Source organism: Streptomyces sp. NRRL S-378, assembly GCF_000720645.1.
Taxonomy (GTDB): domain Bacteria; phylum Actinomycetota; class Actinomycetes; order Streptomycetales; family Streptomycetaceae; genus Streptomyces.
This window is the reverse complement of sequence record NZ_JOBX01000032.1, coordinates 71,000-91,478: the sequence shown is the minus strand read 5'-3', so window position 1 is coordinate 91,478 and position 20,479 is coordinate 71,000. Positions and strand designations below refer to the sequence as shown.

General features: G+C 69.7%; 25 protein-coding genes, 1 tRNA gene, 1 pseudogene and 1 riboswitch. Of the genes and pseudogenes, 10 read left to right on the top strand and 17 right to left on the bottom strand.

Features of this window, described 5'->3' with window-relative positions; translation table 11 throughout:
• Positions 1–7: 7 nt before the first annotated feature.
• The 3 genes from IH80_RS0122565 to IH80_RS0122555 all read right to left on the bottom strand — a co-directional run bounded on the left by IH80_RS0122565 (position 8) and on the right by IH80_RS0122555 (position 1,188).
• Positions 8–328 (bottom strand): DMT family transporter, encoded by a 321-nt coding sequence (locus tag IH80_RS0122565; protein WP_030158619.1) that lies wholly within the window; start codon positions 326–328, stop codon positions 8–10.
• A gap of 31 nt (positions 329–359) precedes the next feature.
• Positions 360–429, bottom strand: a riboswitch (guanidine-III (ykkC-III) riboswitch).
• Positions 430–482: 53 nt separating this feature from the next.
• Complete coding sequence (locus IH80_RS0122560; RefSeq protein WP_030852162.1) at positions 483–824, bottom strand: GroES family chaperonin; 342 nt, start codon at positions 822–824, stop codon at positions 483–485.
• A 43-nt stretch (positions 825–867) separates the two neighbouring features.
• The gene (locus tag IH80_RS0122555) at positions 868–1,188 is read right to left on the bottom strand and encodes a DUF3618 domain-containing protein (RefSeq protein ID WP_030962822.1); all 321 of its coding nucleotides are present in this window, start codon (positions 1,186–1,188) and stop codon (positions 868–870) included.
• A gap of 110 nt (positions 1,189–1,298) precedes the next feature.
• On the opposite strand from IH80_RS0122555, the gene bcp reads away from it, so the two are divergent.
• From bcp to IH80_RS0122540, 3 genes are all read left to right on the top strand, one after another.
• A complete protein-coding gene (bcp, locus tag IH80_RS0122550; RefSeq protein ID WP_030962821.1) occupies positions 1,299–1,766 on the top strand; it encodes a thioredoxin-dependent thiol peroxidase in 468 nt (155 codons plus the stop codon).
• Between the two features lie 435 nt (positions 1,767–2,201).
• A complete protein-coding gene (locus tag IH80_RS46150; protein WP_234432345.1) occupies positions 2,202–2,348 on the top strand; it encodes an HNH endonuclease in 147 nt (48 codons plus the stop codon).
• 11 nt (positions 2,349–2,359) lie between these two features.
• A tRNA-Leu gene (locus IH80_RS0122540) sits at positions 2,360–2,434 on the top strand.
• Positions 2,435–2,490: 56 nt separating this feature from the next.
• Here IH80_RS0122540 and rdgB read toward each other — a convergent pair.
• From rdgB to IH80_RS0122520, 4 genes are all read right to left on the bottom strand, one after another.
• Positions 2,491–3,105 (bottom strand): RdgB/HAM1 family non-canonical purine NTP pyrophosphatase, encoded by a 615-nt coding sequence (rdgB, locus tag IH80_RS0122535; RefSeq protein ID WP_030962820.1) that lies wholly within the window; start codon positions 3,103–3,105, stop codon positions 2,491–2,493.
• Positions 3,106–3,112: 7 nt separating this feature from the next.
• On the bottom strand, positions 3,113–3,493 hold the full coding sequence (locus IH80_RS0122530; RefSeq protein ID WP_030962817.1) for a hypothetical protein: 381 nt from the start codon (positions 3,491–3,493) through the stop codon (positions 3,113–3,115).
• Between the two features lie 196 nt (positions 3,494–3,689).
• A complete protein-coding gene (gene rph / locus IH80_RS0122525) occupies positions 3,690–4,415 on the bottom strand; it encodes a ribonuclease PH (RefSeq protein ID WP_030962816.1) in 726 nt (241 codons plus the stop codon).
• Positions 4,416–4,566: 151 nt separating this feature from the next.
• Positions 4,567–4,800, bottom strand: coding sequence for a glucose PTS transporter subunit EIIB (locus IH80_RS0122520; RefSeq protein ID WP_030662640.1), 234 nt, complete (start codon positions 4,798–4,800; stop codon positions 4,567–4,569).
• 229 nt (positions 4,801–5,029) lie between these two features.
• On the opposite strand from IH80_RS0122520, the gene IH80_RS0122515 reads away from it, so the two are divergent.
• Positions 5,030–6,325: a PTS transporter subunit EIIC gene (locus tag IH80_RS0122515; protein ID WP_030962815.1), complete on the top strand. Its 1,296-nt coding sequence runs from the start codon at positions 5,030–5,032 to the stop codon at positions 6,323–6,325.
• A gap of 266 nt (positions 6,326–6,591) precedes the next feature.
• Positions 6,592–7,866: a PTS transporter subunit EIIC gene (locus IH80_RS0122510; RefSeq protein ID WP_030962814.1), complete on the top strand. Its 1,275-nt coding sequence runs from the start codon at positions 6,592–6,594 to the stop codon at positions 7,864–7,866.
• Between the two features lie 91 nt (positions 7,867–7,957).
• Here IH80_RS0122510 and IH80_RS0122505 read toward each other — a convergent pair whose 3' ends face one another.
• Complete coding sequence (locus IH80_RS0122505) at positions 7,958–8,710, bottom strand: MBL fold metallo-hydrolase (protein ID WP_030962812.1); 753 nt, start codon at positions 8,708–8,710, stop codon at positions 7,958–7,960.
• 195 nt (positions 8,711–8,905) lie between these two features.
• Here IH80_RS0122505 and IH80_RS0122500 point away from each other — a divergent pair, with 195 nt between their 5' ends.
• The gene (locus IH80_RS0122500; protein WP_030962811.1) at positions 8,906–9,325 is read left to right on the top strand and encodes a hypothetical protein; all 420 of its coding nucleotides are present in this window, start codon (positions 8,906–8,908) and stop codon (positions 9,323–9,325) included.
• Positions 9,325–9,678 (top strand): DUF488 domain-containing protein, encoded by a 354-nt coding sequence (locus tag IH80_RS0122495; protein WP_030962810.1) that lies wholly within the window; start codon positions 9,325–9,327, stop codon positions 9,676–9,678. Before IH80_RS0122500 ends, IH80_RS0122495 begins: the two co-directional genes overlap by 1 nt.
• 163 nt (positions 9,679–9,841) lie before the next feature.
• On the opposite strand, the gene IH80_RS0122490 is transcribed toward IH80_RS0122495, so the two are convergent.
• The 7 genes from IH80_RS0122490 to clpS all read right to left on the bottom strand — a co-directional run bounded on the left by IH80_RS0122490 (position 9,842) and on the right by clpS (position 14,580).
• Positions 9,842–10,792: a PLP-dependent cysteine synthase family protein gene (locus IH80_RS0122490; RefSeq protein WP_030962809.1), complete on the bottom strand. Its 951-nt coding sequence runs from the start codon at positions 10,790–10,792 to the stop codon at positions 9,842–9,844.
• Positions 10,792–11,070 (bottom strand): MoaD/ThiS family protein, encoded by a 279-nt coding sequence (locus IH80_RS0122485; RefSeq protein ID WP_030662661.1) that lies wholly within the window; start codon positions 11,068–11,070, stop codon positions 10,792–10,794. Before IH80_RS0122485 ends, IH80_RS0122490 begins: the two co-directional genes overlap by 1 nt.
• Positions 11,071–11,166: 96 nt before the next feature.
• Positions 11,167–11,274 carry a putative leader peptide gene (locus tag IH80_RS47180; protein WP_310941867.1) on the bottom strand — a complete coding sequence of 36 codons (108 nt, stop codon included), beginning with the start codon at positions 11,272–11,274 and terminating at the stop codon, positions 11,167–11,169.
• Positions 11,275–11,351: 77 nt separating this feature from the next.
• Positions 11,352–11,774 carry a Mov34/MPN/PAD-1 family protein gene (locus IH80_RS0122475; RefSeq protein WP_030962807.1) on the bottom strand — a complete coding sequence of 141 codons (423 nt, stop codon included), beginning with the start codon at positions 11,772–11,774 and terminating at the stop codon, positions 11,352–11,354.
• Positions 11,775–11,896: 122 nt separating this feature from the next.
• Positions 11,897–13,336, bottom strand: a complete 1,440-nt coding sequence (locus IH80_RS0122470) for an amino acid permease (RefSeq protein WP_030962805.1) — start codon at positions 13,334–13,336, stop codon at positions 11,897–11,899.
• 318 nt (positions 13,337–13,654) lie between these two features.
• The gene (locus tag IH80_RS0122465; RefSeq protein ID WP_030962804.1) at positions 13,655–14,266 is read right to left on the bottom strand and encodes a DUF2017 domain-containing protein; all 612 of its coding nucleotides are present in this window, start codon (positions 14,264–14,266) and stop codon (positions 13,655–13,657) included.
• The gene (clpS, locus tag IH80_RS0122460; RefSeq protein WP_030852121.1) at positions 14,266–14,580 is read right to left on the bottom strand and encodes an ATP-dependent Clp protease adapter ClpS; all 315 of its coding nucleotides are present in this window, start codon (positions 14,578–14,580) and stop codon (positions 14,266–14,268) included. The genes IH80_RS0122465 and clpS overlap by 1 nt, the downstream gene beginning before the upstream one ends.
• Positions 14,581–14,660: 80 nt before the next feature.
• Between clpS and IH80_RS0122455 the strand changes: the two are divergent.
• Both IH80_RS0122455 and IH80_RS0122450 read left to right on the top strand, forming a co-directional pair.
• A pseudogene (locus tag IH80_RS0122455) lies at positions 14,661–15,977 on the top strand (nicotinate phosphoribosyltransferase); the annotation flags it as partial.
• Between the two features lie 275 nt (positions 15,978–16,252).
• Entirely contained in the window at positions 16,253–16,852 is a 600-nt protein-coding gene (locus IH80_RS0122450) for a nicotinamidase (RefSeq protein ID WP_030962801.1), read from the top strand.
• A gap of 49 nt (positions 16,853–16,901) precedes the next feature.
• Here the strand turns inward: IH80_RS0122450 and IH80_RS0122445 are convergent, their stop codons facing one another.
• Positions 16,902–17,204 carry a hypothetical protein gene (locus IH80_RS0122445; RefSeq protein WP_030825287.1) on the bottom strand — a complete coding sequence of 101 codons (303 nt, stop codon included), beginning with the start codon at positions 17,202–17,204 and terminating at the stop codon, positions 16,902–16,904.
• Between the two features lie 116 nt (positions 17,205–17,320).
• Positions 17,321–19,672 (bottom strand): immune inhibitor A domain-containing protein, encoded by a 2,352-nt coding sequence (locus tag IH80_RS0122440; protein ID WP_051809769.1) that lies wholly within the window; start codon positions 19,670–19,672, stop codon positions 17,321–17,323.
• A 474-nt stretch (positions 19,673–20,146) separates the two neighbouring features.
• On the opposite strand from IH80_RS0122440, the gene IH80_RS0122435 reads away from it, so the two are divergent.
• Positions 20,147–20,434: a hypothetical protein gene (locus tag IH80_RS0122435; RefSeq protein WP_030962795.1), complete on the top strand. Its 288-nt coding sequence runs from the start codon at positions 20,147–20,149 to the stop codon at positions 20,432–20,434.
• The last annotated feature ends 45 nt before the right edge of the window (positions 20,435–20,479 follow it).

Here is a 20,479-nt window from a genome sequence, read left to right as displayed (position 1 = left end):
CGCAGACTCAGTGACCGGAGGTCGCCTTCAGCCCCACCACGGCGACCAGCAGCAGGCAGATGAAGAAGATCCGGGCGGCGGTGACGGGCTCACCCAGCACCGCCATACCGAGCACGGCCGCACCGGCGGCACCGATGCCCACCCACACCCCGTACGCGGTGCCGATGGGCAGGGTCTTCGCGGCGTAGGACAGCAGCACCATGCTCGCCACGATCCCGGCCCCCGTGAACACACTGGGCCACAGCCGGGTGAAGCCCTCGGTGAACTTCATGCCGATCGACCAGCCGACTTCGAGCAGACCGGCGACGAGAAGAAGAACCCAGGCCATGACGGCACCTCCGAGACATCGAGCGATACGGGGTGCGTCGTCTTTGCGTACCCGGTACGGCGCGTCTCGTCGGGTTCTCACCCACCGTAGCAAAGGACAGCGAAAAGGGCCGGTGACCCGGGCCACCAGCCCTTGCGCGCAGCCATCGGTCCGGTCAGAGGTACAGCCCGGTGGAGTCGTCCGACCCCTCCAGCCGCTCCGCGGCCACGGCGTGCAGGTCCCGCTCGCGCATCAGCACGTACGTCGCACCGCGCACCTCGACCTCGGCACGGTCCTCGGGGTCGTACAGCACCCGGTCCCCGGGCTCGACGGTCCGGACGTTCTGTCCGACCGCGACGACCTCGGCCCAGGCCAGCCGCTTGCCCACGGCGGCCGTCGCCGGGATGAGGATGCCGCCGCCGGAGCGCCGCTCGCCCTCGGGCAGGTCGGACTTCACGAGCACGCGGTCGTGCAGCATGCGGATGGGCAGCTTGTCGTGGGTGGTGTTCTCGCTCACGCCACGAACCTACCTGCCCGCGCCCGTCCCGTACCGCGCAGGGTCATCCGCGCTTGTGGCGCGCCGAGACGAGGAGCAGCCCGACCAGACCGGCCGCGACCAGCGCCACGGGCACGATGCGCTCCAGACGCGGGCTGCCGTCCGGGTGGCGCAGGCCGTCCCGCACGTCCGTCACGACGCGGTTCACCGTGGCGAACGCCCGCCCCGCGGTCTGGTCGACGGTCGAGGCGACCCGGGCCCGCGCGTCCCCGATGATCGTCTGCGGGTGCATGCGCACGCCGATCTCGTCGAGCGTCTCGGCGAGCTGCTCGCGGCGGCGGACGATGTCCGCCTCGATCTGTGCGGGGGTCCTGGCTTCCGACACCGCGCTGCCTCCGTCGTCGTGGTCGTGATCGTGTGGGGGCGTAGTCCGCCGTGAACAGTCTGTCAGCTTAGTCTCGTGACGTACCGATCCCCTCCCGAGGAGACTGTCAGATGAGCGAGCGACTGCAGCCGGGCGACACCGCCCCCGCCTTCACCCTGCCCGACGCGGACGGCAACGAGGTCTCGCTCGCCGACCACAAGGGCCGCAAGGTCATCGTCTATTTCTACCCCGCCGCCCTGACGCCGGGCTGCACGAAGCAGGCGTGCGACTTCACGGACAACCTGGACGCCCTGGCCACGGCCGGCTACGACGTCATCGGCGTCTCCCCCGACAAGCCGGAGAAGCTCGCGAAGTTCCGGGAGAAGGAACACCTGAAGGTCACCCTGGTCGGCGACCCGGAGAAGGAGACGCTGGCGGCGTACGGGGCGTTCGGCGAGAAGAAGCTCTACGGCAAGACGGTCACGGGCGTCATCCGCTCGACGGTGGTCGTGGACGAGGAGGGCAAGGTCGAGCACGCCTTCTACAACGTGAAGGCGACGGGCCACGTAGCCAAGATCATCAAGGACCTGGGCATCTGACCCCTGCCCCCGTCCTCCCGGAGCGGGCCGCCCCTGACCAGGGGCGGCCCGCTCCGGTTATCGGACGAACCAACACACATCCATAAGGGATCCCCACGCGGACATCGCACCTGCTGTCGCGGAGTCGGAGAGCAGGGCAGCGTCATGCGCGCCCTCGGCCTCCATCCGTTCGACGGAGCCGCGCGCGCCAGAGCACGGCGAAGCATCGAGGAGTACGGCCTGTCGACCGACCACTTCACCGGTCAGGGCCACACCGTCGGCAGCCGCTCTCCTGCACGCCGGTCCGCCGGAGAGATCCTCAGGCGGCTCGAGACCGGTTCCTCACGTACCAAGACGGCGACACTCCGCCGGGCCCTGGATGACGTCGGAGTTCCTCACGTCTGCGCGGAGTGCGGCATCGGGGACATCTGACGGGGCCGACGACTCGTCCTTGAGATCGACCACGTCAACGGCGACAGGCTGGACAACCGCCTGTCGAACCTTCGCCATTTGTGCCCGTCGTGCCACAGCCGGACTCCGAGCTTCGCCAAGCGATCGGGGAAGGCCATCCCTTCGCAACGAACTGCCCTCCACGACCAGTAAGGTGGTCGCACGGGTCCGTACCCCAGCTGGCTAGAGGGCGCCGGTTTAGGTCCGGTGTGTCGTGGGTTCGAGTCCCACCGGGCCCACGACGAAGGGGCGGTATTCCTCCTGCGGGGAACACCGCCCTTCGGCGTATCCGGGGTCAGGGCAGCAGGGCTCGGATGAAGGGGACCAGGGCTCGGAAGGCCTGGCCGCGGTGGGAGATGGCGTTCTTCTCGGCCGCGGTGAGTTCCGCGCAGGTGCGGGTCTCGCCCAGGGGCTGGAGGATCGGGTCGTAGCCGAAGCCGCCCGTGCCCGAGGGGGTGTGGCGCAGGGTGCCCAGGAGGCGGCCCTCCACGACGCGTTCGGTGCCGTCCGGCAGGGCCAGGGCCGCCGCGCAGAAGAAGTGGGCGCTGCGGTTCTCGTCGGCGATGTCGCCGAGCTGCGCCAACAGCAGCTCCAGGTTGGCCCGGTCGTCGCCGTGGCGGCCGGCCCAGCGCGCGGAGAAGATGCCGGGGGCGCCGTTCAGGACGTCCACGCACAGGCCGGAGTCGTCGGCGACCGCCGGGAGGCCGGTGGCCTGGGCCAGGGCGTGGGCCTTGAGGAGGGCGTTCTCGGCGAAGGTGACGCCGGTCTCCTTGACGTCGGGGATCTCCGGGTACGCGTCCGCGCCGACCAGCCCGTGGGGCAGGCCGGCGTCGGCGAGGATGGCGCGCAGTTCGGAGACTTTGCCCGCGTTGCGGGTCGCGAGGATCAGGCGGCTGGGCGTCGAGGTCATGCCCTCATTATCCCGGGGTGCAGACCTTGGAGATCTCGCTCGCCGCGTCCGCGACCGGCTGGATGTCCGGGACGGTGTTGCCGCTGTCGATGGCGGTGCGGACGTTCTTGACGGCCGTGTTCATCGAGTCGATGGCCTTGCCGAGGTCGGCGTTGTCCGTCTGGTCGCCGATCTTCTTGAGGTTGGTCTCGATCTGGTCGAGTGCGTTCTTGGCGTCCTGGGGGCTGTTGCCCGCCTGGGAGACGGCCTGCTGGAGGTCGTTGGCGCCGTCCGTGATGGCGACCGCCGTGTTCGCGCAGTCCATCGCCGTGGAGATGGCGTCGCAGGCGGTGAGGGCCGGGACGGTCAGGACGGCTGCCACGGCTACTGCCGCTATGCGGAGCTTCATGCGGTTCTCCCGAGTGGACGTGTACGAGTACGTGGGCGGACGGCGGCGGACATGGGCGGGCGCACGGTGGTGTCACCGTGCGCCCGCGCCCAGGTCCCCGCGCCCGTTGCCCGTAGGGACGCCGGGCGGTGTCCGGCGGTTGCCGACGGGGGCCGACGGGTGCTGACGACTGCCGGCAGTTGCCGACGGGTGCCGACTACAGGCCGAGCGCGCCCCGCTGGATGGCTTCGAGGTCCGCGCAGCCGCCGGCGGCGAGGTCGAGGAGGGCGTTCAGTTCCTTGCGGTCGAAGGGCTCGCCCTCGGCGGTGCCCTGGACCTCGACGAAGCGGCCGTCGCCGGTGCAGACCACGTTCATGTCGGTCTCGGCGCGCACGTCCTCCTCGTAGCAGAGGTCGAGGAGCGGGACGCCGTCGACGATGCCGACGCTGACGGCGGCGACGGTTCCGGTGAGGGGCTTGCGGCCGGCCTTGATCAGCTTCTTCTGCTGGCCCCAGGCGACGGCGTCGGCGAGGGCGACGTAGGCGCCGGTGATGGCGGCGGTGCGGGTGCCGCCGTCGGCCTGGAGGACGTCGCAGTCCAGGACGATGGTGTTCTCGCCGAGGGCCTTGTAGTCGATGACGGCGCGCAGCGAGCGGCCGATGAGGCGGGAGATCTCGTGGGTGCGGCCGCCGATCTTGCCGCGGACGGATTCGCGGTCGCCGCGGGTGTTGGTGGAGCGCGGCAGCATCGAGTACTCGGAGGTGACCCAGCCCTCGCCGCTGCCCTTGCGCCAGCGCGGGACGCCTTCGGTGAAGGAGGCGGTGCAGAAGACCTTGGTGTCTCCGAAGGAGATGAGGACGGAGCCCTCGGCGTGCTTGCTCCATCCGCGTTCGATGGTGACCGGGCGGAGCTGTTCGGGCGTACGGCCGTCGATGCGAGACATGTTTCCGAGCCTAGTGGGTGGCGGGGTGGTGTCCTGCCGGTCGGGCCGGATCGGGACACCCCTGCGCGAAGACCCCGTCCGGGGTGCGGGACGGGGTCTTCGGGAGCTCGGTTTCGTTCGGGCCGAGCGGCCCGGACTCAGGGAGTCCGGATCACATCATGTCTTCGATGTCGGCGGCGATCGGGTCGGCGTCGGTGCCGATGACGACCTGGACCGCGGTGCCCATCCGGACGACGCCGTGGGCGCCGGCGGCCTTGAGGGCGGCTTCGTCGACGAGGTCGGGGTTGATGACCTCGGTGCGCAGGCGGGTGATGCAGCCCTCGACCTCTTCGATGTTCTCGATGCCGCCGAGCCCGGCGACGATCTTCTCAGCCTTGGTGGCCATGTGTTTCTCCCTGAGTGATACGAAGAACGAGTCTCAGCGGCCGGAACCTGGAGCCCTCCGCACGGCCCGCTTTGTCACGGTAACGCACGGTTGGCCCATCTACGCGAGCGCGTGTCCGGTCCCTGTCGAATGATGACGATCAGCAGCAACCTGCCCACAACTGGTCTACACCAGTGTGCACGCAACTGCTGCCGCTTCCAAAAATCCGGGGCCGGTCAGGGAGACGCCGATGAGTGCGAGCAGCGCCGCCGCAGTACCGCGACCGTCGCGGCGCAACACCCTTTACCAGGGGCTGCAGAAGATGGGGCGGAGCCTGCAGCTGCCCATCGCGGTCCTGCCGGCGGCCGGCATCCTGAACCGGCTGGGGCTGATCGACGCCGAGGGCACCGGTGTGTGGCCCCAGATCGCCAAGGTCATGGCCGCCGCGGGTGGCGCGCTGCTCAACGCGGACCTCGGTCTGCCGCTCCTGTTCTGTGTCGGCGTCGCGATCGGGATGGCCAAGAAGGCGGACGGCTCGACGGCGCTGGCGGCGGTGGCCGGCTTCCTCGTCTACCGCAGTGTGCTGCGCGCGTTCCCCGTGCCCTGCCCGGACGGCACGAAGGACGTGGGGGGCGGCTGCCTGGGGCCGGACGACACCTTCGCCCAATACACCTTCCAGAACCCGGGGGTGTTCGGCGGCATCGTCATGGGCCTGCTGGCCGCCTGGTTCTGGCAGCGCTACCACCGGGTGAAGCTGGTGGACTGGCTCGGCTTCTTCAACGGCCGCCGGCTCGTCCCGATCATCATGGCCTTCGTGGCGATCGCGTTCGCCGCGCTCTGCCTCTGGGTCTGGCCGCCGATCGGTGCCGCGCTGGAGGCCTTCTCCGACTGGCTGGTGGGCCTGGACTACTGGGGTGCGGGAATCTTCGGCATCGCGAACCGCGCGCTGCTGGTGATCGGCCTGCACCAGTTCCTGAACGTGCCGGTGTGGTTCCAGTTCGGCAGTTACACCAAGCCCAACGGCGAGGTGGTGCACGGCGACATCAACATGTTCCTCAGCGGCGACCCGGATGCGGGCCTGTTCCTGACCGGTTTCTTCCCGATCATGATGTTCGCCCTGCCGGCGGCGGCCCTGGCGATCACGCACTGCGCGAAGCCCCAGCGGCGCAAGGAGGTCGGCGGGCTGATGCTGTCGGTGGCGCTGACCTCGTTCGTCACCGGGATCACCGAACCGCTGGAGTACTCCTTCCTCTTCGTCGCGCCGGCGCTGTACGCGGTGCACGCGGTGCTGACGGGCGTGTCCATGGCGGTGACGTGGGCGTTCGGCGTCCATGACGGCTTCAGCTTCTCGGCGGGTCTGATCGACTACGTCATCAACTGGGGGCTGGCCACCAAGCCCTGGCTGATCATTCCTATCGGACTGGGCTTCGCCGTCGTCTATTACGCGGTCTTCCGCTTCGCGATCACGAAGTTCGACATCCCCACTCCGGGCCGGGAGTCGGACGAGGAGATCGAGGCGATGCAGGCCGAGAACACCAAGGCCTGAGGGCGCTTCGGAACAGGGCCCCGACCCGCCCGTCAAGGGCCCTCGGATCACGATCCGGGGGCCTTTCGCACGCCCCGTCACATGTGACCCAGGCCACAGGAAAACGAAGGTTCCTTATCTATCCCTCACCGTGCTACAACTGGTCTACACCACGATTGGTGTAGACCACGACCGCTTCCCCCGGCGGCGTGTTCCCCCCTTTCTGAGACGTCGCCGTCCCCCAGGCTCCAGGCCCCTTGGCGGCGCCTTGCTCCCCGGAGGAAGTTATGAGTACGGCTACTGACGCCGCTGCGCCGCCCGCCAAGAAGCGAGGAGCGGGCCTGATCCAGGGTCTGCAGAAGGTCGGCCGCAGCCTCCAGCTGCCCATCGCCGTCCTGCCCGCCGCCGGCATCCTGATGCGTCTCGGCCAGCCGGACGTCTTCGGCAAGGACGGCCTCGGCTGGGGCAAGGTCGCCACGGTGTTCGCCACCGCCGGTGACGCCGTCTTCGCGAACCTGCCGCTGCTGTTCTGCATCGGTGTGGCCATCGGCTTCGCCAAGAAGGCGGACGGTTCCACGGCGCTCGCCGCGCTCGTCGGCTTCCTCGTCTACAAGAACGTCCTCACCGCCTTCCCGGTGACCGAGGCCGTCATCAACACGACCGAGAACAAGGGTGTCGACGTCGCCGCGACGTACAACAACCCGGGTGTTCTCGGCGGCATCGTCATGGGTCTGCTCGCCGCGGTCCTGTGGCAGCGCTACCACCGCACCAAGCTGGTGGACTGGCTCGGCTTCTTCAACGGCCGTCGGCTCGTCCCGATCATCATGGCCTTCGTCGGTGTCTTCGCCGGTGTGTTCTTCGGTCTGGTCTGGGAGCCGATCGGCGAGGTCATCTCCAACTTCGGTGAGTGGATGACCGGCCTGGGCGCCGCGGGCGCCGGTGTCTTCGGTGCCATCAACCGTGCGCTGATCCCGATCGGCATGCACCAGTTCGTCAACACCGTCGCCTGGTTCCAGATCGGTGACTTCACCAACGCCGCCGGCGAGGTCGTCCACGGTGACCTGAACCGCTTCTTCGCCGGTGACCCGGACGCCGGTCTGTTCATGACGGGCTTCTTCCCGATCATGATGTTCGGCCTCCCGGCCGCCGCCCTGGCCATCGCGCACACCGCCCGCCCGGAGCGCCGCAAGGCCGTCACCGGCATGATGGTCTCGCTCGCGCTCACCTCGTTCGTCACCGGTGTCACCGAGCCCATCGAGTTCTCCTTCATGTTCATCGCGCCGGTGCTGTACGCGATCCACGCGATCCTGACCGCCCTCTCCATGGCGATCACCTGGGCGCTCGGGGTCCACGCGGGCTTCACCTTCTCCGCGGGTCTGATCGACCTCGGCCTCGGCTGGAGCAAGGCGACCAACCCCTGGATGATCATCCCGATCGGTCTGGTCTTCGGAGCCGTCTACTACTTCGGGTTCCGCTTCGCGATCACCAAGTTCAACCTCCCCACGCCGGGCCGCGAGTCCGACGAGGAGCTGGCCGAGATGGAGAAGGCCGAGGCCAAGTAGGCCCCGCACCATCGCCGAAGCCCCCGCTCTCCCTTCCGGGAGGGCGGGGGCTTCTTCGTACTGCAGCGCGGTGGGGCGGTGTTGCGGGTGCTCAGACCTCGTAGACCGCGCCCGCGTACGCCAGGTCGACCGGGCCGTCGTAGACCGCGCGGGCGTCGGCGAGGTTCTGCGCGGGGTCCGTCCACGGCGGGATGTGGGTGAGGACGAGCCGCCCGACGCCGCCGGCGTGCGCGTACTCGCCGGCCTCGCGGCCGTTGAGGTGGAGGTCCGGGATGTCCTCCTTGCCGTGCGTGAAGGACGCCTCGCACAGGAAGAGGTCGACGCCCTCGGCGAGCCGGCCCAGCTCGGGGCAGGCGCCGGTGTCCCCGGAGTACGTGAGCGAGCGGCCGCCGTGCTCGACGCGGATGGCGTACGACTCGACGGGGTGCGCGACCCGCTCGGTGCGGACCTGGAAGGGGCCGATCTCGAAGGACCCCGGCTTCAGGGTGCGGAAGTCGAAGACCTCGCTCATCGACCGCTCGTCCGGGACGTCGTCGTAGGCCGTGGTCAGGCGCTTCTCGGTGCCCTCGGGACCGAAGACGGGGATGGTGCCGCAACGGCCGCCCTCATGGCGGTAGAAGCGGGCGACGAAGTACGCGCACATGTCGATGCAGTGATCGGCGTGCAGATGGCTCAGGAAGATCGCGTCGAGGTCGTAGAGCCCGCAGTGGCGCTGGAGATCGCCGAGGGCGCCGTTGCCCATGTCGAGCAGCAGCCGGAAGCCGTCGGCCTCGACGAGGTAGCTCGAACAGGCCGATTCCGCGGACGGGAACGACCCCGAACAGCCGACGACGGTGAGCTTCATGGAGCGTGAACCTCCGTGGACGGTCCGTGGACGGAATGCGGGCCGTGCGTGGGTCGAGCGTAAGGCGCGAAACGTCCGGTCGCTCCTCCGCGGCAGGCCGTTGTGGGGGGAATCACCTGCGCTGTCACCCGGGGGAGCGACGGTGGGCTCGGACGTTGCCGTGCCGGGGCCTTCCCGCACGGCTACGGTCGAAACATGGACACGTCCTGGTGGCCCGCCGTGGCCGCGGTCGTGGCCCTGGCATTGGTGATGCTGATCGCCGGGGGGCGCCTGGGCGTCCCCCGCCGCCCCCCGCCCGCGCACGGCACCGGCCGGCCGCCGCACCCGCAGCCCGGTGAACTGTGGACCCTGGCGGACGGCCGGACCTGCCTGGTCCTGGGAGTGGGCCCGGTACGCGAGCACCGGGCGCGGGTCGCGTGGATCACCGCGAAGTACCACGACCGGCGGGCCGGGGTGATCCCGCTGCCCCCGGGGACGGTGGGGGCGCAGGGGCGGGCGGCCTTCCTGGAGGCGGACCGGCCCGACGAGGTGTCGCTGTGGGACTTCCGGACGCGGCTGGGGATGCTGGACCCCGCGATCTGGGACGAGGTCAAGGGACTGGGAGGCGGTCGGTGATGCCGGAGATCCGCTTGCGGCGCGTGTACGACCCGCCGGAGCCGGAGACGGACGGGCTGCGGGTCCTCGTGGACCGGCTCTGGCCGCGGGGCCTGTCGAAGGCGGCGGCGGAGGTGGACGAGTGGCCGAAGGCGGTCACTCCGTCGACGGAGCTGCGCAAGTGGTTCCACGACGGGGGCTCGGCCGGTGAGTTCCGGCAGCGGTACGAGGCGGAGCTGGCGGAGCCGGAGGCGGTGGCGGAGCTGGATCGCCTGCGCGGGCTGGCCGGGGGTGGACCGGTGACCCTGCTGACTGCCGTCAAGGACCCGGGCTCCAGCCACGCCGCCGTCCTGGCGGAACACCTTTCGGGCTGACCGGCCCGGCCGCTGCGCGGAGCTCCTCCCCGCCCCGCCCTGCGCGGAGCTCCGCCCCGCCCTTCCGCGCCGTCCCGGGCTCCGCCCGGACCCGGTCCTCGAACGCCGGACGGGCTGGAATTCGAGCCCGGGGGCGTTCGAGGCGCCGGGTCAGCGGTGTGGGCTAGGCCCAGAGCTGGCCCTGGAGGACTTCGATGGCTTCCTCCGTGGTCGCCGCGGTGTAGACGCCGGTCGAGAGGTACTTCCAGCCGCCGTCGGCCACGACGAAGACGATGTCGGCGCTCTCGCCCGCGGCCACCGCCTTGCGGCCGACACCGATCGCCGCGTGCAGGGCGGCGCCCGTGGAGACGCCCGCGAAGATGCCCTCCTGCTGGAGCAGCTCCCGCGTACGGGTGACCGCGTCGGAGGATCCCACCGAGTAGCGGGTGGTGAGCACGGAGGCGTCGTACAGCTCGGGGACGAAGCCCTCGTCCAGGTTGCGCAGGCCGTACACGAGGTCGTCGTAGCGCGGCTCGGCCGCGACGATCTTCACTCCGGGGACGTGCTCGCGCAGGTAGCGCCCGACGCCCATCAGGGTGCCGGTGGTGCCCAGGCCGGCCACGAAGTGGGTGATCGACGGGAGGTCGGCGAGGATTTCCGGGCCGGTGGTGGCGTAGTGCGCGCCCGCGTTGTCGGGGTTGCCGTACTGGTAGAGCATCACCCAGTCCGGGTGCTCCGCGGCCAGTTCCTTGGCCACCCGGACTGCGGTGTTGGAGCCGCCGGCGGCCGGCGACGAGATGATCTCGGCTCCCCACATGGCCAGCAGGTCGCGCCGCTCCTGGCTGGTGTTCTCCGGCATCACGCACACGATGCGGTAGCCCTTGAGCTTGGCCGCCATCGCCAGGGAGATGCCGGTGTTGCCCGAGGTGGGCTCCAGGATGGTGCAGCCGGGTCGGAGCCGGCCGTCCTTCTCGGCCTGCTCGACCATGTGGAGCGCGGGGCGGTCCTTGATCGAGCCGGTCGGGTTGCGGTCCTCGAGCTTGGCCCAGATCCGGACGTCGTCCGAGGGCGAGAGCCGGGGCAGCCGGACGAGCGGCGTGTTGCCGACCGCGGCCAGGGGGGAGTCGTAGCGCATTACTTCGATCCGCCGGCCACGGCCGGGAGGATGGTGACGTTGTCGCCGTCCTTGAGGGCGGTGGAGATGCCGTCGAGGAAGCGGACGTCCTCGTCGTTGAGGTAGACGTTCACGAAGCGGCGCAGCTGGCCGCCGTCGACGATGCGCTCCTCGATGCCCTTGTGCCGGGTCTCCAGGTCCGCGAAGAGGTCGGCGAGCGTGGCGCCCTCACCGTTCACGGCCTTCTCGCCGTCGGTGTAGGTGCGGAGGATGGTGGGGATGCGGACCTCGATGGCCATGGCTGGGCTCCAGTCGTCAGGGCGTGGGCGTGGCAAGTGTGCGTGGGAAAACGGGCGCGCGTTCGTGCGGGCCCCCGCGCGAGAGGGCTCTGGTGCTCAGGCGGCAGGACAGATGGCGCTGGCGAGGCGGCACAGGTCGACGTGCAGCCGGGCCACGAGCAGCAGCCTGCCGGGCGTCTCGATGCTCACGTCGTGGGGAACCATGCGGTCATGTTAACGATTCCCGGTCCCCGGTTTGGAGTGTGATCCCGCATCGTGGACGCCATCTGCTCACATGGTGGTCAGTAGGCTGCTACGACCTGCACTTCTTCCTCGGTGATCACGCCGTCGACGATCCGGTACGAGCGGAACTGGAAGTCTCCGAGCCCGTCCTTGTCGGCCGTCGAGACCAGCACGTAGTGGGCTCCGGGCTCGTTCGCGTACGTGACGTCGGTGCGCGAGGGGTAGGCCTCGGTGGCGGTGTGCGAGTGGTAGACGATCACCGGCTCCTCGTCGCGGTCGTCCATCTCGCGGTAGAGCTTCAGGAGGTCCTTCGAGTCGAACTCGTAGAACGTGGGCGAGCGGGCCGCGTTGAGCATCGGGATGAACCGCTCGGGGCGGCCGGTGCCCGCCGGGCCGGCCACGACACCGCACGCCTCGTCGGGGTGGTCCTGGCGGGCGTGCTCGACGATCCGGTCGTACAGGGCCTGGGTGAGGGTCAGCATGAGCGACAGGATAAGCAGACGGGCCCTCCCGTACCGAGGAGTGGTACGGAAGGGCCCGCATGGTGGACAGGGTGTCCACGGGAGCAGGGCCCCCGGCCGCGGCAGGCGGCCGGGAACCGCTGCTAGGAGGCCTTGGTGAAGGCCGCGCCGCGCGGGTCGCGGTTCTTCATCACCAGGTAGGAGACGCCCAGGACGGCGCCCCACAGCGGCGCGCAGTACAGCGAGACGCGCGCGTCCTTGTCGGCGCCCATCATCACGATGACCATGCCGATGAAGGCCAGGGCGAACCAGCTCGTGTACGGGGCGCCGGGCGCCTTGAACTTCGAGCCGGGCAGCTCGCCGCGGTCGGCCTTGGCCCGGTAGCGGATCTGGCAGACCAGGATCATGATCCAGGCCCACATGCCGGAGATGGTGGCGAAGGAGACGACGTAGTCGAAGGCCTTGCCGGGGGCGACGTAGTTGATCCAGACGCCCACGAGCATCAGCGCGGCGGAGAAGGTGGTGCCGATGAGCGGGGTGCCGCTCTTGGTGAGCCGGGTGAAGACCTTCGGGCCCTGACCGTTGAGCGCGAGGTCGCGCAGCATGCGGCCGGTGGAGTACATGCCGGAGTTGCAGGAGGACAGGGCGGCGGTCAGGACGACGAAGTTGACGATCGCGGCGCCGACGCCCAGGCCCATGCGCTCGAAGGCGGCGACGAAGGGCGAGACGCCCGGCTGGAAGTGCGTCCACGGGACGACCGAGAGGATCATGATGAGCGCGCCGACGTAGAAGACGGCGATGCGCCACGGCACGGTGTTGATGGCCTTGGGCAGGGTCTTCTCGGGGTCCTTGGACTCGCCGGCGGTGACGCCGACCAGCTCGACCGCGAGGAAGGCGAACATCACGATCTGCAGGGTCATCAGCGTGCCGCCGATGCCCTTGGGGAAGAAGCCGCCGTCGTTCCAGAGGTTGGCGACGGTGGCGGTCTCGGCGGCGTCGGAGAAACCGATGGTGAGGATGCCGGCGCAGATCAGGATCATGCCGACGATGGCGGTGACCTTGACCATGGAGAACCAGAACTCCAGCTCACCGAAGAGCTTCACGGAGATCAGGTTGGCGCCGTAGAGGATGACCGTGAAGATCAGCGCGTAGGCCCACTGCGGGAAGCTGTCGTGGGTCCAGTACGCCATGTACTGCGCGGCGGCGGTGACCTCGGTGATGCCCGTGACCACCCAGAACAGCCAGTACGTCCAGCCGGTGACGTAGCCCCAGAACGGGCCCAGGAACTCGCGGGCGTAGTCCGAGAAGGAACCGGAGACGGGCCGGTACATGAGCAGCTCGCCCAGGGCCCGCATGATGAAGAAGATGACCAGGCCCGCGATCGCGTACGCCAGGATCAGGCTGGGGCCGGCCTTCGAGATCGCCTTGCCGGCGCCCAGGAAGAGGCCGGTGCCGATGGCTCCGCCGATCGCGATCATCTGGATCTGGCGGGCGCCGAGCGTGCGGTGGTACCCCTCGCCGCCGTCGCCCTGAGTGCCCTCGCCGGGCGTGTTGCCGTGCTGCTCGACCTGCACTGAGGTCATGTCTGGTGCGCCTTTCTCCACGCCGACCCGCGCCTTCATTGGCTGCGGATCGGGTCCTCGATCCCCCCGGATACGGATGGAGTTGCACGCCGGCGGTCTGCCGGTTCAAGCGGGCCGGGAGACATGGGTGGCGTCCCGTCGGCGGTCGTGAAGATTTATCACGTGCTTACGGCCGCCCGAGGGGGAGAAATGTGGTGCACAGCATCAAAATTTCCGGACAAACTTCTGTGATCATGACAGATCACCGCATGGCGGTGATCTGATCGTTATCCGGATTTGAGGATCCGCTGAGCGAACACCGTTCCCTCTTGAGGTTCCTCAGAGGGTTTCGATCAAGGATTCCTGGAGTCCGCCGAGCCACAGGTACGCCATCACCATGGGCTTGCGCGGGTCGTCGTCCGGCAGCCGGAAGAGGGCCGCACTCTCGTCGTCCTCGGTGATGTCGAGCCGGGCGGCGAGGGTCAGGCGCAGGTCGTTGAGCCCGCCCAGCCAGCGCAACGGCAGCTCACCGGTCAGTTCCAGCACGGCGGCCCCGTCGGCGGCCGGGGTGAGCGCGTCGAGGCTGCGCACGAGGGCGAGGGCGTCGTCGCGCTTGCGGGCGCGCAGGTCGTTCTCGGTGTAGCGGCGGAACTCCGCCGACCGGGCCCTGGTCTCGGCCGGGTCCACGCCCTCGTCGCCCGCGCCGTCCGGGGAGCCGTAGGCGTCGGGGAAGAGCCGGGCCAGCGCCGGGTCGGACGGGGGCTCGGTGGGGCCTTCGGCGAACAGCGCGGCGAGGGGATCGGCGTCCTCGGCGGGCTCGGGTTCGCCGGGACCGATCAGCTCCAGCATCTGGACCGCCAGGGAGCGCAGGATGGAGATCTCGATCTCGTCCAGCGCGATGGCGGCGCCGCCGTCCTTGAGGGACTCGAACATCCCGGTGGACCGGCCCATCAGGTGCGGTCCTGGGAGAGGGTCGCCCACAGGCCGTAGCCGTGCATGGCCTGCACGTCGCGCTCCATTTCCTCGCGGGTGCCGCTCGAGACGACCGCCCGCCCCTTGTGATGGACGTCGAGCATCAGCTTGTGCGCCACGTCCTTCGAGTATCCGAAGTACGCCTGGAACACGTACGCCACGTAGCTCATGAGGTTGACCGGGTCGTTGTGCACCAGGGTCACCCAGGGAACGTCAGGTTCCGGGACCGCGAAGGTCTCTTCGGCCGACTCAGTGCGTTCGATCTCAATGGGAGCAACACTCACTCGTCCCATGCTGCCACCGTGACGGGCCCGTTGCACAAACGGGACCCACATCTCGTCACTTTGACGAAATGTGCGCTAGCATCGCCGCCATGAACCCTGCGGACCTGGGCCTGCCGGTGGACGTGCCGTCGACAGCGCTCTTCACGGACCATTACGAGCTCACGATGTTGCAGGCCGCCCTGGCCAACGGCACCGCCGACCGCCGCTCGGTCTTCGAGGTGTTCACCCGGCGGCTCCCCGAGGGGCGCCGCTACGGGGTGGTCGCGGGGACCGGCCGGGTGCTGGACGCGGTGGAGAACTTCCGCTTCGACAGCGCGGTGCTGGAGTTCCTGCGCGAGCGGGCCGTCGTCGACATGCGGACGCTGGACTGGCTGGCCTCGTACCGCTTCTCCGGCGACATCTGGGGCTACCCCGAGGGCGAGGTCTACTTCCCCGGCTCTCCGGTCCTGCGGGTGGAGGGCAGCTTCGCCGAGTGCGTGCTGCTGGAGACGGTGATCCTGTCGATCCTGAACCACGACTCGGCGATCGCCGCGGCCGCCTCCCGGATGTCCTCGGCGGCCGGGGACCGGCCGCTGATCGAGATGGGCGCCCGGCGCACGCACGAGCTGGCGGCCGTGGCCGCGTCGCGGGCCGCGTACGTGGGCGGCTTCACCTCCACCTCGGACCTGGCGGCCGGCTTCCGGTACGGGATCCCCACCGTCGGCACCAGCGCGCACGCCTTCACCCTGGTCCACGACAGCGAGCGGGACGCCTTCACGGCGCAGGTGGCCTCCCTGGGCCGCGGCACCACGCTCCTGGTGGACACGTACGACGTGGCCGAGGCCGTGCGCACCGCCGTCGAGGTGGCGGGCACCGACCTGGGAGCCGTGCGGATCGACTCCGGGGACCTGCTGCTGGTGGCCCACCGGGTGCGCCAGCAGCTGGACGAGCTGGGGGCGACCTCGACGAAGATCGTCGTCACCTCGGACCTGGACGAGTACGCCATCGCCTCGCTGGCGGCCGCTCCGGTGGACGCGTACGGCGTGGGCACGCAGCTGGTCACCGGCAGCGGCCACCCGACGTGCTCGATGGTCTACAAGCTGGTGGCGCGTGCCACCTCGGCGGACCCGAAGGCGGCACTGGTCCCGGTGGCCAAGAAGTCCACGGGCGGCAAGACGTCCATCGGCGGCCGCAAGTGGGCGGCGCGGCGGCGGGACGCCGACGGGGTGGCGGAGGCGGAGGTGATCGGCGTGGGCCCGGTTCCGTCGGCCCTGGCCGACCGGCAGCTGCTGACGCACCTGGTCAAGGCCGGCGAGGTGGTCGCCCGCGAGCCGCTGGAGACGGCCCGCGACCGCCACCGCGCGGCGCGCGCGGGTCTGCCGCTGTCGGCGACCCAGCTGTCGAGGCGGAGGGCCGCGGCTCGTACTGGACGTACGTGCGCGGTCCGACAACGCGGCGAGGTGCCGTGCCGGGCGTCGCGACCCGGTGAACTGTCCGGTCACAGCACTAGCCCTGCGGGCGCCCGGCAGGAGGGGCGGGGGCTCCCCACCCGGACCCCCGCGCCCCCCTCTCCCCCGGCCACCGCTGGGAGGCGCCCGTGCCGAGGCTCCGTGTGAGCCCCCGTTTCGGGAAGGGGCGGGGTGGGGGAAGAGCCTCCCGCAGGGCCCGCCGCAGCACACCATCAAGCCGAAGGGCACGCGAAATGCACCGCGCACTGATCGTCGTCGACGTACAGAACGACTTCTGCGAGGGCGGCAGCCTCGCGGTCACCGGCGGAGCCGACGTCGCCGCCGCCATCACCGAGCTGATCGGGCAGGCCACCGCCGGGTACCGGCACGTCGTCGCCACCCGCGACCACCACATCGACCCGGGTACGCACTTCGCGCACCCGCCGGCCGAGCCGGACTACGAGACCTCATGGCCGGTGCACTGCGTGGCCGGCACCGAGGGGGTCGGGTTCCACCCGAACTTCGCGCCCGCCGTGGCCTCGGGTGCGGTCGCCGCCGTCTTCGACAAGGGCGCGTACGAGGCCGCCTACAGCGGCTTCGAGGGCGCGGACGAGAACGGCGAGGGCCTCGCCGCCTGGCTGCGGGAGCGGCACGTCGGCGAGGTCGACGTGGTCGGCATCGCCACCGACCACTGCGTGAGGGCCACTGCCCTCGACGCCGCCCGCGCGGGCTTCACCACGCGCGTCCTGCTGGACCTGACGGCGGCCGTGGCCCCGCAGACCACCGAGCGGGCCCTGGAGGAGCTCCGCGCGGCCGGTGTGACCCTCGTGGGCACGACCCGGCCCCGGTCCTAGAACGCCGGGGACCCGGCCGCGCCGCGGTCCCTCTCGCCCGCCCCGGGGTCTACGTGCCCAGCAGGGCCCGGATCGGGTGCCAGAGCTCCTGGGCCCGGTCGGGTGCGCCGCGCCACAGCAGGCCGTCCGGATGGTGCAGGACGGCCGTCACCTCGTCGGGTGTGGGCGGCTGTGCGTTGCCCCGCAGGTACACCGCCCGCATCCCGAGGTTCCGCAGCCTGGTCAGGGCGCGGGCCCGGTTCGCGGCGTGCACCAGCACGCGGACATTTCCGCCCTCACCGGACGGCCTCGGCAGCGTGAGCGCAACGACCACGCTGCCGCCTGGCAATCTGACGAAACCTCCACCGGGCATGTCTGTCATCTCCCCCGTCAATAAGAACCTCGTACCGGGGCATCTAAACGCGATCGGCCGCCGCCCGCTAGAGGGCGACGGCCGATCACGCTTTGACCTGCAGCTTTACCGAAAAACTACTTCGAGGGGCCGACCTCGACGGTCATGACCTCACCGTCGTAGGTCTCCTTCAGGATCTTGATCTTGGTGTTGGTGTCAGTGACCTTCACCGATCCGGTCGGGTTCTCGTCGTAGTAGTACTTGCCCTTACGGTCGTCGAAGACGAGGTTCGCGGGCTTCGGCTTCAGGAACAGCTCCTCGCCGTTCTTGTGCAGCGTGAAGGCGTCCGTCGAGTACGCGCTGAAGGTGGCGTCGTACGGCTGGATCTTGTTGCGCAGCAGCGTGCCGTCGGCCCACTTCATGGGCTTGGCGTTGGCGTCGATCGGAAGGATCAGGCCCTGGCCCGGGTGCTGGCTGGTGTTGTTGTCCTTCTGGCTGGTGTCCCACTGCCAGATGAGCAGACCGTCCTGGTACGGGTAGTGCTCGACCCAGTCCGGACGGGTGTTGCCGAAGCCGAAGTTGTACGGGCCCACCTTGAGGGTGGAGTCGTACGAGACGTAGCGGCGGTTCTCGGCCAGGTAGTACTGCGCGTACTCCTTGGTGAAGCTGGCACCGATCCGGGAGAAGCCCTTGCCGGTCCAGCCGTTGTCGCCGTTCTCGGCGCCGTCGGTGAACAGCGCGGAGCCGTCCGCGGTGATGGTGAGGGCGTCGGCCGTGAAGCCCTTGCCGCCCGCGCCGCCGTCCGTCTGGTAGCGGAAGCGGAGGTCGACCTTCTTGCCCGCGTAGGCGTCGAGCGAGAAGTTCAGGTTCTTCCAGGCGCCCGAGACACCGGTGAGCGACGGGCTGCCGGCGGCGTCGACCGGGATGGCCGTGCCGTCGGCGGTGCCGGCGAGGGCGGTCCAGTTGGCGCCGCCGTCCGTGGACACCTCGGTGTAGAGGTAGTCGTAGTCGGCCTCGATGTCCCACCAGCCCTTGAGGGACAGCGCGGCGGAGGACTTGCCCGTCAGGTCGACGGAGCGGGTCAGGGTGTTCTTGAGGTCGTCACCCATGTTGCTCCACCACTGGGTGGAACCCTCGGCGGGCGCGACGACGTCCGTCTGCACCTTCTTCTTCGGCAGCTCGACGACCAGGGCCTGCTTGTCCTTGGTGTTGAACTCCGCCACACCGAGCTTGTGGGTGGACTTCGTCGCGGCCTTGGCCGTGTCGTAGTTCAGCCAGCCCAGCTGGAGCTTGTCCCAGGCGGTCATGTCGCCCGGCATGTCGCCTATGGAGTCCTTGCCGGTGCCGAGCCAGGAGCCGGCCGACATCAGGGACCAGAAGCCGACGCCGTTCTCGCCGCCACCGGAGGTGTCGTAGAGGTCGGGCAGCCCGAGGTCGTGGCCGTACTCGTGGGCGAAGACGCCGAGGCCGCCGTTCTCGGGCTGCATCGTGTAGTCGCCGACCCAGATGCCGGAGTTGCCGATCTGGGTGCCGCCGGCCTTGTTGTTGTCCGGGCCGGTCTTGCCCGCGGAGGTGCCGTAGGCGTACCAGCGGTGCGCCCACAGGGCGTCGGGGCCCTGCACGCCGCCGCCGGCCGACTCGTCCTCGCCCGCGTGGACGATCTGGAAGTGGTCGATGTAGCCGTCGGGCTCGTTGAAGTTGCCGTCGCCGTCGAAGTCGTAGCGGTCCCACAGGTCGTACTGGGCCAGCTTCGCCTTGATCTCGGCGTCGGTCTTCCCGGCCTTCTTCTGGGCCTCGACCCACGCCGTGACGCCGTCCTTGACGGTGTCCCAGACGTTGGAGCAGTTGCTCTGGCCGCAGAAGTTGGAGCCGTAGCGGGCCTCGTTGTACGGGACCTTGACCCAGTCGGCGACCTCACCCTCGACCGAGTAGCGGCCCGAGGAGGTCTTCTCGTAGTACGTCTTCAGGGAGTGCTTGCCCTCGCCGGTGGCGAAGTACAGGTCCTGGAAGTACTGACGGCTGAAGTCCTTGCGCCAGGCGGTGCTGTTGTCCTTGGCGCGGTCGGGCTGGGCGATCGTGTTGTGCAGCGGACCGGGGGTGCCGCCGTACTTCGGAACGGCCGGCTTGGGGCCGGGGCCGTCCGGGTCGTGCATGGTGGTGGAGTCGACCTGGTCACCGAACTCGACGAGGATCGTGAAGATCTTGTCGGTCTTCTCGCGGCCGAGCTCGACGTACTTCTTGTCGTCCAGCTTGACGACCTTGGAGGCGCCGCGCTGCTCGACGCCCTTCTTGCCCTGGAGGACCTGGTCCAGGGCGGCCTTGCGCTGCTGGGCCTGCTGCTCGCTGAACGGGCCCTTGAGGTCGTGCTCGACGACCTTGGCAGGAGTGGTCGGGTCCTGCCGGTCGGCCACCGGGGCGGCCGGGGCCTTGCCCTCGGCCTGGGCCGCGGTGACGGTGAAGAAGGTGGCGCTGGTCGCGCAGGCGGCCATGGTCACGGTGACGGCGGCAGCGCGGATCGCACGCCGTCGGGCGGAATTGCTGGTCACTTGATGTGTTCCCCTCCCGCGGCCGCAACGTCTGAGTTCGGAACTTCTCCATAGGAGTGGGGGGTTCCGCGCGGCGCGCGTCTCAAGTGACGACATTTGACCGGAGAGACGCGAGAAAAGACAGACCTTGACTTGAACCTTACAACTGCACTATGCGGTCAGGGAGTTCCGCTATCCGGACGTTCTGCTGCCATACGGGGCGAAGGGCCCTTCCCGACCCCGGAACGGGTCCGTAGCGTCCCCTTTCTCCCCCCTGCAGGGCGTGAGAAATGACCCCGTGCGCCCCCTGTGCTCCGGCACCGTGTGTTAGGTCACGCTTACCGGCGGGCCTCCCCGGGCATCCCGTCATGGAGTCACTTGACGCGCGAAGTTGGTTGAGCCGACTCCCCCTCCCCCTCACCGAGGACGGATATCGCCATGCCGCGTCCGACTGCCGCACAGCTCGCGTACGGGTCCGCCACGGTCATCGTGTCGACGATCGCCATGCTGCTGCTCTCGCAGACGAGCACCGGGCTCGGCGTCGCGGTCATCTCCGCCGCCGCGCTCGCCCTGGGCCTGCTCGTCGCCCTCACCGTGCCCGTTCCGAAGCGCCACGGCCGCCACGCGGCGCGTACGGGTGCCTCCGCGTCCGCCGCGGAGGCGACGCCGGGCGCCCGGCCCGCCGGACCGCGGACGGCCTCGGCCGAACACCCCGTCCACCACTGACCCTCCTCCCTCGGCGCGGGCACGACGCGACGCGGGCGGCCTCCC